This window comes from Arthrobacter sp. NPDC080073 (genome assembly GCF_040686575.1).
Taxonomy (GTDB): Bacteria; Actinomycetota; Actinomycetes; order Actinomycetales; family Micrococcaceae; genus Arthrobacter.
This window is the reverse complement of sequence record NZ_JBFBKR010000014.1, coordinates 1-12356: the sequence shown is the minus strand read 5'-3', so window position 1 is coordinate 12356 and position 12356 is coordinate 1. Positions and strand designations below refer to the sequence as shown.

The 12356-nt window shown below is 64.6% G+C and carries 12 protein-coding genes; 11 read left to right on the top strand and 1 reads right to left on the bottom strand.

What is annotated here, in order from left to right:
- Positions 1–278 precede the first annotated feature (278 nt).
- From AB0O52_RS15790 to AB0O52_RS15755, 8 genes are all read left to right on the top strand, one after another.
- Entirely contained in the window at positions 279–683 is a 405-nt protein-coding gene (locus tag AB0O52_RS15790) for a tautomerase family protein (protein ID WP_364539195.1), read from the top strand.
- Between the two features lie 210 nt (positions 684–893).
- Positions 894–1925: a 5-dehydro-2-deoxygluconokinase gene (gene iolC, locus AB0O52_RS15785; protein WP_364539192.1), complete on the top strand. Its 1032-nt coding sequence runs from the start codon at positions 894–896 to the stop codon at positions 1923–1925.
- On the top strand, positions 1922–2851 hold the full coding sequence (locus AB0O52_RS15780) for a deoxyribose-phosphate aldolase (protein ID WP_364539189.1): 930 nt from the start codon (positions 1922–1924) through the stop codon (positions 2849–2851). Before iolC ends, AB0O52_RS15780 begins: the two co-directional genes overlap by 4 nt.
- A 20-nt stretch (positions 2852–2871) precedes the next feature.
- Entirely contained in the window at positions 2872–4800 is a 1929-nt protein-coding gene (gene iolD / locus AB0O52_RS15775; protein WP_364539441.1) for a 3D-(3,5/4)-trihydroxycyclohexane-1,2-dione acylhydrolase (decyclizing), read from the top strand.
- 41 nt (positions 4801–4841) lie between these two features.
- Complete coding sequence (locus tag AB0O52_RS15770; RefSeq protein ID WP_364539186.1) at positions 4842–6353, top strand: CoA-acylating methylmalonate-semialdehyde dehydrogenase; 1512 nt, start codon at positions 4842–4844, stop codon at positions 6351–6353.
- Between the two features lie 10 nt (positions 6354–6363).
- Positions 6364–7275, top strand: a complete 912-nt coding sequence (locus AB0O52_RS15765; protein ID WP_364539183.1) for a sugar phosphate isomerase/epimerase — start codon at positions 6364–6366, stop codon at positions 7273–7275.
- A 14-nt stretch (positions 7276–7289) separates the two neighbouring features.
- Positions 7290–8303 (top strand): Gfo/Idh/MocA family oxidoreductase, encoded by a 1014-nt coding sequence (locus tag AB0O52_RS15760; RefSeq protein WP_364539180.1) that lies wholly within the window; start codon positions 7290–7292, stop codon positions 8301–8303.
- An 8-nt stretch (positions 8304–8311) separates the two neighbouring features.
- The gene (locus AB0O52_RS15755) at positions 8312–9184 is read left to right on the top strand and encodes a sugar phosphate isomerase/epimerase family protein (RefSeq protein WP_364539178.1); all 873 of its coding nucleotides are present in this window, start codon (positions 8312–8314) and stop codon (positions 9182–9184) included.
- A 168-nt stretch (positions 9185–9352) separates the two neighbouring features.
- Here the strand turns inward: AB0O52_RS15755 and AB0O52_RS15750 are convergent, their stop codons facing one another.
- Complete coding sequence (locus tag AB0O52_RS15750) at positions 9353–9637, bottom strand: hypothetical protein (protein WP_364539175.1); 285 nt, start codon at positions 9635–9637, stop codon at positions 9353–9355.
- A 49-nt stretch (positions 9638–9686) separates the two neighbouring features.
- Between AB0O52_RS15750 and AB0O52_RS15745 the strand changes: the two genes are divergently transcribed.
- The 3 genes from AB0O52_RS15745 (at position 9687) to AB0O52_RS15735 (ending at position 12346) form a co-directional block, all read left to right on the top strand.
- On the top strand, positions 9687–10055 hold the full coding sequence (locus AB0O52_RS15745; protein ID WP_364539438.1) for a substrate-binding domain-containing protein: 369 nt from the start codon (positions 9687–9689) through the stop codon (positions 10053–10055).
- 169 nt (positions 10056–10224) lie between these two features.
- Positions 10225–11223, top strand: a complete 999-nt coding sequence (locus AB0O52_RS15740) for a substrate-binding domain-containing protein (RefSeq protein ID WP_364539172.1) — start codon at positions 10225–10227, stop codon at positions 11221–11223.
- A gap of 64 nt (positions 11224–11287) precedes the next feature.
- A complete protein-coding gene (locus tag AB0O52_RS15735; RefSeq protein ID WP_364539169.1) occupies positions 11288–12346 on the top strand; it encodes an ABC transporter permease in 1059 nt (352 codons plus the stop codon).
- The last annotated feature ends 10 nt before the right edge of the window (positions 12347–12356 follow it).

Below are 12356 nucleotides of genomic sequence, written 5' to 3'. Positions count from 1 at the left end.
TCGTTTAACTGCTGGATACCCGGGGCGTTTGACCGTTTGGATACCTCCGGGCGCCGCTTGGACACACGCTCGCTCACCTATATCGCCCTTTTCACGAACGCCCGCTCACATCTGAAGGCTTTTGGCCCGACGCCCGCTCACATCTTGTGAGCGGGCGTTGGCGGTTAAGGCCGGATATGTGAGCGGGCGTCGGAGCAGGAGGGGCATCAGGACCGACGTCTTGTGGCGCACATCGAGAGTTTGTTAGTATGTCAGGACAAACTATTAAAGGAGTGCAGATGCCCCTCGTCCGCATTGATGTCAACGAAGGCCGTACGCCGGAGCAGCTCGGTGACCTCAGCAAGCGAATCCACGATGCCATCCTCGCCGAGTACGGCATCCCCGAGCGCGACTACTTCCACATCATCACAGAGCACCCCGCGGGCCAGATTGTTGCGCAGGACGCCGGTCTTGGTTTCGAGCGAAGTTCCGGCGTGGTCATGATCCAGATATTCACCCAGGGTGGGCGGAGCCGTGAAGCCAAGCAGTCCTTGTTCGCCGCCATCGCCGCCCGGCTCGGCGAGGTGGGGATCACTGGCGAGGACGTTTTCCTGGGGTACGTGGAAAACAGCGCCGAAGACTGGTCCTTTGGCTTTGGCCGGGCCCAGTATGTCACTGGCGAGCTGGCCGTTCCCGCGCGGTAATTCCGGCGTTATGGCGCGGATTCAAGCCCGAACCGCCGCGTAGTTTAGGCCATTACGTTTCGTTGTAAATATGTCAGTACAAACCTTTGACAGGACATGAATTCTGGTGCAAAGTAGTGGTTGTGGCCCCGCTCACTGCGGGCCGGCAAAAGCACCGGAGCTCTCACCGTCCCGCAAGAAGAGTTCACTACAGAAAGGTCCGCGATCACCGTGACCCACGAACTGCTCACCATCGGGCGCATCAGCGTTGATATCTACCCGAACGACATCGGTGTGGGACTGGAGGACGTGCAGTCCTTCGGCAAGTATCTTGGCGGCTCGCCGTCCAACGTGGCCGTCGCTGCCGCCCGCCACGGCCGCCGATCCGGCGTGATTACACGTACCGGCGATGACCCCTTCGGCATCTACCTGCACCGCGAGCTGCGCAAGTTCAAGGTCGACGACGCATTCGTCACGCCGGTGCCCGGCCTGCAGACCCCGGCCACCTTCTGCGCGATCCAGCCCCCGCATGACTTTCCGTTGTACTTCTACGGCCGTTTCCCCACGGCACCGGACCTGCAGATCAGGGCCGAAGAACTCGACTTGGACGCCATCAAGGACGCCGGCATCTTCTGGTCCACCGTGACCGGCCTCTGCCAGGAGCCCAGCCGTTCCGCCCACCTCGCGGCCCACGAGGCCCGGCCGCGCACCGGCCTGAACGAGGGCCAGTACACCGTCCTGGACCTGGACTACCGCCCCATGTTCTGGGCTTCCGAGGACGAGGCCCGGGCTGAGGTCGCCAAGATCCTGCCGCACGTCACGGTGGCCATCGGCAATGACAAGGAATGCGCCGTCGCTGTCGGCGAAGGAACCCCGGACGAGCAGGCGGACCGCTTGCTGGCCGCCGGCGTCGAGATCGCCGTCGTCAAGCTCGGCCCCGAAGGCGTCATGGCCAAGACCCGCACCGAACGCGTTGTCTCCGCTCCCGTTCCCGTGGAGACCGTCAACGGACTGGGCGCGGGTGATTCTTTCGGCGGCGCCTTCTGCCACGGACTGCTTTCCGGCTGGCCGCTGGCCCGGATCCTGGACTACGCCAACGCCGCCGGCGCGATCGTCGCTTCCCGAGTCTCCTGTGCGGACGCGATGCCGACGCCGGAAGAAGTCACTTCGTTGCTCGCCGAGCGCGGCCGCCTGACCCCGGCCGCCGCCGGCACCGAAGCAGCAGCTTCCCCCGCAGTAGTTTCCGAAGGAGCAACACGTTGAGCCTCAACGACGACCCGCGCCGTTACGAGCACCTCAGTGCCATCCGGCTTGAAGATCCCGACGCCGTTGCCCGCGCAGCCGTTGCGCGCCGCCGCCACCCCGGCCTGAAGTACGGGACCCAGAACTTCATCGTGGCCGCCGACCATCCGGCCCGCGGCGCCCTGAGCGTCGGTTCGGACCCGGTGGCCATGGCCGACCGCCGGGATCTTTTGGACCGGCTGCAGATCGCGCTGGCGAATCCCGCCGTCGACGGTGTCCTGGCCTCGCCGGACATCATGGACGATCTGCTCCTGCTCGGCGCCCTCGAGGGCAAGCTCGTGTTCGGCTCGATGAACCGCGGCGGCCTCGCCGGGCTGGTCAATGAAATCGACGACCGCTTCACGGGCCACACCGCAGCTGCGCTGGACGCCCTCGGTGCCGATGGCGGGAAGATGCTCACCCGGATCTGCCTCGGGGACCCGGACACGGCGTCGATCCTGGAAGCGACGGCCAAGGCCGTGGACTCCCTCGCCGCGCGCAAGCTCATCGCCATGGTGGAGCCCTTCCTGTCCGTCCGCGAGGCGAACGGCAAGGTCCGCAACGATCTTTCCCCGGACGCCGTCATCAAGTCCGTGGCCATCGCCGAGGGCCTGGGTTCCACGAGCGCCTACACCTGGATGAAGCTCCCGGTCGTGGCGGAGATGGAACGCGTCATGGCCGCCACCACGCTGCCCACTGTCTTGTTGGGCGGGGATCCGGATGCGGGCCAGGATGAGGTCTTTGCCAGCTGGCAGGCAGCGCTTGCACTGCCGGGAGTCCAGGGATTGACTGTGGGACGGACCCTTCTGTATCCGGCCGACGGAGACGTTGCCGGGGCCGTGGCCACCGCCGCCTCCCTCTTGAAGACGACAGAGCCGCTGAAGACACCTGCGAAAGTATCGGAGTAAGAGTAATGGCAACGCGCAGAATGACGGTCGCCCAAGCGGTTGTCGAGTTCCTGTCCAAGCAGTACACGGTTGATACCGTCGGCGGGAGCGAGTACCGGGAGCGCTTGATCCCGGGCACGTTCGGGATCTTCGGACACGGCAACGTCGCCGGCGTGGGCCAGGCCCTCAAGCAGTACCAGGCCGCCGATCCCAGCATCATGCCGTACTACCAGGGCCGCAACGAGCAGGCCCAGTCCCACCAGGCCGTGGGCTATGCACGGCACACGCGCCGCCGCCAGACGTTTGCGATCAGCACCTCGATCGGTCCCGGCTCGTCGAACCTGCTGACCGGCGCGGCGCTGGCCACCACCAACCGGCTGCCGGTTCTCTTGCTGCCGAGTGACACCTTCGCCACCCGCGCGGCGGACCCGGTGCTGCAGCAGCTCGAGCTGCCCTACGCCTACGACATCACGGTCAACGACGCCTTCCGTCCGCTCTCGAAGTTCTTCGACCGGGTCTCCCGGCCGGAGCAGTTGTTCTCCGCGTTCCACCACGGCCTGCGAGTCCTGACGGACCCGGCCGAGACCGGCGCGGTGACCATTTCGCTGCCGCAGGACGTCCAGGCGGAGGCGCTCGATGTCCCGGAGGAGTTCCTGGCCGAGCGTGAGTGGCGGATCCGCCGCCCCGAAGCCGACGACGACGACATCCGCCGTGCCGCCGAGGCCATCCGTGCCGCGAAGCGGCCATTGATCATCGCCGGCGGCGGCGTCCTCTACGCCTTCGCCAACGAGGAACTCGCCAAGTTCGCCGAGCTGACCGGCATCCCGGTGGGCAACACCCAGGCCGGCGTCGGCGTCCTTCCGTGGGACCACCAGTTCTCGCTCGGAGCCATCGGCTCCACGGGCACGACGGCGGCGAACGCCATCGCTGCCGAGGCTGACTTGATCATCGGCATCGGTACCCGTTACGAGGACTTCACGACGGCGTCGCGCACTGCCTTCCAGAACCCCGACGTGAAGTTCGTGAACATCAACGTGGCCGCGATCGACGCCTACAAGCACGGCACCGTGCTGCCGATCGTCGCCGACGCCCGTAAGGCCCTCGTCAAGCTGAACCAGGCGCTCGGCGGCTACCGTGTAGGCGCGGATCTGGAGCACAAGATCGCGGCGGAGAAGAAGCGCTGGGACGGCATCGTGGACGAGGCCTTCGACACCCGCCACACCCCGCTGCCTGCTCAGAACGAGATCATCGGCGCCACCAACCGGGCCATGGACGAGCACGACGTCGTCATCTGCGCCGCCGGTTCCCTGCCCGGTGACCTGCACAAGATGTGGCGCGTCCGGGATCCCTTCGGTTACCACGTCGAATATGCCTACTCCTGCATGGGCTACGAAATCCCCGGTGGCCTGGGCGTCAAGCGCGCCGCATTGGCCGAGGCAGCAGCGGGCGGCAAGGACCGCGACGTCGTCGTGATGGTGGGGGACGGCTCCTACCTGATGATGCACACCGAACTGGTCACCGCCGTCGCCGAACGCATCAAACTGATCGTGGTCCTGATCCAGAACCACGGCTACGCCTCCATCGGCTCGCTCTCCGAGTCCCTGGGCTCGCAGCGCTTCGGCACGCAGTACCGCGTGCTGGACAAGGAACAGCACTCCTTCGACGCCGGCGAGCACCTGCCCATCGACCTTGCCCTCAACGCCGAGTCCCTCGGCGCGAAGGTCATCCGGATCGAACCGGGCGAGAAGGTCATCGCCGAACTCGAACAAGCGATCCGCGACGCGAAAGCGGCACCGGAAGAGACCGGACCGATCGTCATCCACGTCGAATCGGACCCCTTGCTGGACGCCCCGAGCTCTGAGTCCTGGTGGGACGTTCCCGTCTCGCAGGTCTCCGAACTCGAATCCACCCAACAGGCCTACAAGACCTACACCGACCACAAGAACCGCCAGCGCAAGCTGCTCGGCTGACCCCTCAAGCTCCTTCAAGCTACAGACAAGGAAGTCCGCACATGTCGACGACGACCACCATGACCACCATCAAGCATTTCATCAACGGTGTTGAAACTGCCGGCGAAGGCGACCGCAGCCAGCCCGTCTACAACCCGGCCACCGGAGCGGTGACCGCGGAGCTGCGGCTCGCGAACCGGGCCGATCTGGACGCCACCGTCGCCGCGGCGAAGGCCGCGGCGGAAAAATGGGGTGATTTCTCCCTGGCCAAGCGCACCGCGGTGCTGTTCACCTTCCGTGAGCTCGTCGCTTCCCACGTGGAGGAACTCGCGGCCCTGGTCACCGCGGAGCACGGCAAGGTCATCTCCGACGCGAAGGGCGAGATCGGCCGCGGCCTGGAGGTCATCGAGTTCGCCTGCGGGATCCCGACCCTGCTCAAGGGCGAGTACTCGGACCAGGTCTCCACCGGTATCGATGTGTTCTCCTTCCGCGAGCCGCTGGGCGTCGTGGCCGGCATCACCCCGTTCAACTTCCCCGTCATGGTGCCGTTGTGGATGGCCCCGATGGCGATCGCCACGGGCAACGCGTTCATCCTCAAGCCCTCCGAACGGGACCCTTCCGCCTCGATGCTGCTGGCGAAGCTGTGGAAGCAGGCCGGCCTGCCCGACGGCGTGTTCCAGGTCCTGCACGGGGACAAGGAAACCGTCGACGGGCTCCTGACCCACCCGGACGTGGACGGGATCTCCTTCGTAGGCTCCACCCCGATCGCCCGGTACGTCCACGAGACCGCGACCAGGCACGGCAAAAGGGTCCAGGCCCTGGGCGGGGCGAAGAACCACGCGATCATCATGCCCGACGCCGACCTGGACAACGCCGCCGACCACCTGGCCGCGGCCGCGTTCGGTTCCGCCGGGGAACGCTGCATGGCCATCTCGGTCGCGGTCGCCGTCGGGGACGCCGCGGAGCTGCTGGTGAAGAAGGTCGAGGAACGCGCCCTGGCCGTGAAGGTCAAGAACGGCACCGAGCCCGACGCCGAGATGGGACCGGTCATCACCCCGGCCTCCAAGGAACGCATCGTGCGGATCGTCACCGAAGCCGAAGCCGCCGGCGCGGCCATGGTCGTGGACGGCCGCGACCTCGTGGTCCCCGGCCACGAGGACGGCTTCTGGGTCGGCCCCACCGTGATCGACCACGTGAACACGGAAATGAGCGCCTATACCGAGGAGATCTTCGGACCGGTCCTCGTCGTCGTCCGGGTCGAGGACCTGGACGAAGGCATCAAGCTCATCAACGCCAACCCCTACGGCAACGGCACCGCCATCTTCACCTCCTCCGGCGCGAACGCCCGCAAGTTCCAGCGCTCCGTCACCGTGGGCATGGTCGGCATCAACGTGCCCCTGCCGGTCCCGGTGGCCTACCACTCCTTCGGCGGCTGGAAAGCCTCGCTCTTCGGCGACAAGCACATCTACGGACCCGAAGGCGTCTCCTTCTACACCCGCGGCAAGGTCATCACCTCCCGCTGGCCAGAACCCACCCACGCCTCCGGCGCCTCCTACAACTTCCCCTCCAACTAAGGAGCCCGCAATGACAGAGAACAAACTCATCATCGGCACGGCCCCGGACTCCTGGGGCGTCTGGTTCGCGGACGACCCCAAGCAGACCCCTTGGGAGCGCTTCCTGGACGAAGTGGCAGAGTCCGGCTACAAATGGATCGAACTTGGCCCCTACGGCTACCTGCCCAACGATCCCGCGCGCCTCGCCGAGGAACTCAAGCAGCGCGACCTCAAGGTGACGGCGGGTACGGTCTTCACGGCCTTCCACCGCGGTGCCGCACAGTACGAGGAAGCCTGGGAGCCCGCGCGCAAGGTCGCCGAACTGACGGCCGCCATGGGCGGCGAACACATCGTGGTCATCCCTGCCATGTGGCGCGACGACGTCACCGGGGAGGCCGTGGAGAGCGGGGAGCTGTCGCAGGAACAGTGGAATGATCTGTTCGCCGGCCACAACCGCATGGGCAAGGTGCTGCTGGAAGACTTCGGCCTCAAGCAGCAATTCCACTCCCACGCAGATTCCCACGTCGGTGCCCAGGCGGACATCGAGCATTTGCTCGCCGAGACCGATCCCCAGTACTTGAACCTCTGCTTGGACACCGGGCACGCCGAGTACTGCGGAGCGTCCAGCCTGGAACTGATCAAGAACTACCCGGACCGCATCGGCTACCTGCACTTGAAGCAGATCAACCCGGACGTCCTGAAGAAGGTTAGTGAGGAAAACATGACCTGGGCGGCAGCCAACCTGGCCGGCGTCATGACCGAACCGCCGAACGGCCTCCCGGACCTGCGTGCAGTTATCGAAGCGGTCGAAGGACTCAACCGCCCGATCTTTGGCATTGTGGAACAGGACATGTACCCCGTGGCCTTCGACGTCCCCATGCCCATCGCCAAGCGCACCCGCAACTACCTGCTCTCGTGCGGTTCCCGCACTGCCGTCAACTAACTAAGGACAGAACATTGACTGACATTCTCCGCGTGGCCGTCATCGGAGCGGGCCGCATGGGCGCCGACCACATCAAACGGCTCAGCACGCGCATCCACGGCGCCGAGGTGGCTGCCGTCGTCGACGTCGACCTCGCCCGCGCGCAAGCCGCCATCGCAGGGATCGACGGCGCCGTCGCCCTCGCCAGCGCCGAAGAGGCCCTCAACAACGGGGACGTCAACGCCGTGCTGATCGCCACCCCCGGTTTCCTGCACGAGGAAATCCTCTACAAGGCGCTCGAGAAGAACTTCCCGATCCTCTGCGAAAAGCCGCTGACGCCGGATGCCGAGAGCGCCTGGAAGGTTGTCCAGGCCGAAACGGCCCTCGGCCACAAACGCATCCAAGTGGGCTTCATGCGCCGCTTCGACGCCGAGTACGCCGCCCTGGGTTCCGTGATCCGCGACCGTGAACTGGGCGAGCTGCTCATGCTGCACCACCAGCACCGCAACCCGACCACCCCGCCGGGCTTCACCAACGAGATGCTCATCAACGACTCCGTGGTCCACGAATTCGACGCCATCCGCTTCTTCACCGGCGAGGAGATCACCTCCGTGCAGGTCCGACTGGGCAAGGCGACACGCAACGCCCCGGACGGCCAGCATGACCCCCAGCACGTCCTGATCGAGACCGAATCCGGTGTCCTGGCCGACGTCGAAATTTATGTGAACGCCAAGTTCGGCTACGAAGTCGCCACCCAGGCGTCCTTCGAGGAGGGCATCGTCAGCATCGGTGGCGACGGCGGTCCTTACGTCCGCAGCGCCGGCCGCTGGGGCGGCAAGGTCACGCCAGGTTTCGAAGAGCGCTTCGGTGCCGCGTACGACGTCGAGATCCAGGCTTGGGTGGACGCCGCCCGCCGCGGCGAAATCGGCGGCCCCACCGCCTGGGATGGCTACGCCACTGCTGCTTGCTGCGAAGCAGGCGTTGAAGCCCAGAAGTCGGGCGAAAAGGTCGCTGTACAGCTGAACACCAAGCCTGAGCTGTACAAGTAGGGGTGACCATGAAGATTGCCCTTGACCCGACCCCGTTCCACCACAGCCACAGCCTGCTGGAGTTCCCCCGTCTGGCGGCCGATCTCGGCTACAAATACCTCCAGCTGACCCCGCACGCCGACTTCATCCCGTTCTTCAACCATCCCAAGGCCGACGACGAACTGGTGGGCCAGCTGAAGAAGGCCTGCGAGGATGCCGACGTCGAGATCGCCTCGGTGCTTCCTGTGCTGCGATGGTCCGGGCCGGACGAAGACGCCCGCGAGGCGGCTGTCCGCTACTGGAAGCGTGCCATCCAGATCACGGTCGACCTCGGCGTGCAGACCATGAACACCGAATTCAGCGGCCGCCCGGAAAAGGCAGAGGAGTCCGAAAGGGCCTTCTACCGCTCCATGGAAGAGCTCCTTCCGATCATCGAGCGCGAAGGCCTGGACGTCCTCATCGACCCGCACCCGGACGACTTCGTCGAGGACGGACTCGCCGCCCTCCGGGTCATCCGTGGCGTGAACTCGCCCAACATCGGCATGGTCTACGTTGCCTCGCACACGTTCCACATGGGCAACAAGCCGCTCGAGATCATGCGGGCCGCGGGGGACAAGCTGCGACTGGTCCACGTGTCCGACACGATGGACCACCACGCCTCCCACGGGCTGCGCTACATCACCAACCCGCCCGGCAACGCCGTCCGTGTGCACCAGCACCTCAAGATCGGCGACGGCGACGTCAACTGGGACGAGTTCTTCGGCGGACTCAAGGAAATCGGCTTCCTGGACAAGGACAATACCGTCATGGTGTCCAGCGTCTTCGCCGAGGACGACAACGCCAACGAGGTGTCCCGCTACCAGCTGGAGACGATGGGCAAGTACATCGCCAAGGTCCAGTAGAGGAAGACGCGGAAGGGAGGCGGCGATTTCTCGCCGCCTCCCTTGCGTGTTTAAGGCCGGATATGTGAGCGAGCGTTAGTCTTTGAAGGCGGATATGTGAGCGAGCGTTTGCTTCGACGGACGCTCGCTCACCTTTGACGCCTTTTTTACCGACGCTCGCTCACCTTCTCACGGCAGAGTCGCGGTCAAGTAGGGCCCCCAAGGGCAAATAATCCGAACGATGAAGAAACTCCAGGGAATCGCGCTGACTCTCATGGAAATGTCTACATAGACCGGGCGCGCCACGGCTTCGGTGGTCCAGATTTTTGCGGGTGACCAGTCTGGGGCCTCGGTGAGGACGACGTCGCGCAGAAGCTTGGCAGTGCGGCGAACGCCCTCCGAAGAACTCACCAGGGTGTCTTCGTGCTCGATGTTAAGAGTTCCGTCGTAGCCAACTGCACGGAGTTGGTACACAAAGTCGGCCCAAGAGTGGCCCCTTGGGGGGTCCCAGGCCCAGGGTGACATAACGGCCGTCTCTGCCGACAAGCGCCGAGATGAGGAAGATGGACTGATGGCCGGCGATTTCCTCCGGAGGAGCCTCACTACCGCTGTCATCGCCTTCAATGACCGATCGGCCTTGGGAGTGATCAAAAGTTTTCGGGCAGGAGGGCTGCGTGTCCCCGAGGACTTATCGGTTGTCGGTTTCGACAATAGCCAGCTTGCGCGGCTTAGCTTCGTCCAACTCTCGTCCGTCAGCCCTGAGGCGCCGCTGCTGGCTGCCGCTGCGGTCGATCGCGCGATCGACCGCATAGAGGGAAAGGAGGGACCTGTCCACGTCGTCAGCGCCCCGCGCCTGGTTGTTCGCTCTACGACGGCCCCGCCGGCCCCGTAACCCCGATATCACCGTTTTCGCAGGGGATCATGTGACCATCTCACGTAAAAACATCCTAATGTCAGGACAAAGTATTGACATATGTGAGGTCAGTCACCATGATCGGTGTAGAGGGCTTTGAGCTCCTGCAGAGTGGCAGGGCCGCAACCCCTATCAAAGGAGATAAATCGTGAAGAAGTTTTCCTGGCGGAAGGCGGCACTCGTGGCGGCCGTCGTTCCGATGATGGCTCTCAGCGCCTGTTCCAGCCAAGGTGGAAAGCCGGCTGACAGCGGCAATGCTGCCGGTGGCGGCGGGCAGGCCGCTTCGACGCCTCGGATCAAGGTGGCGCTCATTACGCACGCGGTCGTGGGTGATACGTTCTGGGACATCGTGCGCAAGGGTGCGGAGGAAGCGTCCGCGAAGGACAATGTCGAACTCCTTTACACTAGCGATGCTGATGCGGGCCGCCAGGCCCAGCTCGTGCAGCAGGCCATCGACCAGAAGGTCGACGGGATCGCAGTCACGTTGGCTAAGCCCGATGCCATGAAGGACGTCCTCAAGAAGGCAGAGGATGCGGGTATCCCGGTGGTTAGCTTGAATGCCGGCTCTGATGCTTCGGCTGCCCTGGGGGCTTTCACCTACTTCGGATCTGACGAGAAAGTCGCTGGTCGGACTGTCGGGGCGAAGCTGGCGCAGGATGGGTACAAGCACCCGATCTGTGTGATCCAGGAGCAGGGCCACGTCGGCCTTGAAGCACGGTGCGCAGGTGTGAAGGAAAAGGTTCCCGGGACGGAAATCCTCTATGTGAACGGCCAGGACATGACGTCGGTCCAGTCCACCGCCACGGCGAAGCTCCAAGCGACGAAAGATGCTGATGTGGTCATTGGACTCGGAGCCCCATTCACGCTCACCCTGCTTAAGTCGGTCAAGGATGCGAGCAGCTCCGCAAAGGTTGCCAGCTTCGACCTGAACGCGGACCTTGCCCAGAAGATCGTGGACGGTTCCGTGATCTTCACCGTGGACCAGCAGCCGTGGCTCCAGGGCTACATGTCCGTTGACTCCCTGTGGCAGGCAAAGCGCGGCGGTTTCAAGCTCGGTGGCGGCCAGCCCGTTCTGACCGGTCCCGCCATCGTGGACAAGTCCAACGCTTCCGACGTCCTCAAATTCGCCCAGCAGGGCGTCCGCTAGATCCAGGATTCCGGCTGCGCGGCGGGCGACCGCCGCGCAGCCTGAGCAACAAGGAGCTCTTCCTATGGCAAACACAGCAACCCTGCCGCCGGCGCCGGCTTCGGCCCCCGGCGATGAGCGGATCGGACGTCGGAGCCCGGTTCAGAAGTTTTTGGGGAGGCCCGAAGTCGGCGCCCTGGTGGGGGCCGTTGTCCTTTTCATTTTCTTCGCTTCGGTGTCCGGGACGTTCACCCAGCCGAATGCTTTGGCGACGATCCTTTATGGTTCCTCGACGATCGGGATCATGGCGGTGGGGGTGTCGTTGTTGATGATCGGTGGCGAGTTCGACCTCTCCACGGGTGTGGCCGTGATTTCCTCGGCCCTGACCGCGTCGTTGTTCAGCTGGTATTTCTCCATGAACGCCTGGGTCGGCGTTGGGCTGGCCCTCGTCGTCTCGCTCGGCATCGGTTTCATCAATGGGTGGATTCTGGTCAAGACGAAGCTGCCGTCCTTCATCGTGACGCTGGCGACGTTCCTGATGCTCACGGGCCTGAACTTGGCCCTGACCCGCCTGATCGGGGGGTCGGTGTCTTCCCCGTCGATTTCCAAGCTGGACGGTTTCGATTCGGCGCATGCGGTGTTCGCGTCCTCGATCAGCATCGGCGGGGTCGAGGTGAAGATCACGGTGTTCTTCTGGATCATCCTGGTCGCGGTGGCCTCCTGGGTGCTGCTGCGCACGAAGGTCGGCAACTGGATCTTCGCGGTGGGCGGGGACGCGAACGCGGCCCGCGCGGTGGGTGTGCCGGTGACCAGGACCAAGATCGGCTTGTTCATGGCGGTCGGGTTCTGCGGCTGGCTGCTGGGCATGCACAACCTCTTCGCCTTCGACGCGGTCCAGTCCGGCGAGGGCGTGGGCAACGAGTTCCTGTACATCATCGCCGCGGTGATCGGCGGCTGCCTGCTCACCGGCGGCTACGGTTCGGCCGTGGGCGGGGCGATCGGCGCGTTCATTTTCGGCATGGCGAACAAGGGCATCGTGTATGCGCAGTGGAACCCGGACTGGTTCAAGTTCTTCCTGGGCCTGATGCTGCTGCTGGCCACCATCGTGAACCTCATCGTCAAACGCCGCGCAGAGCTCAAGTAGAAAGGCCGCC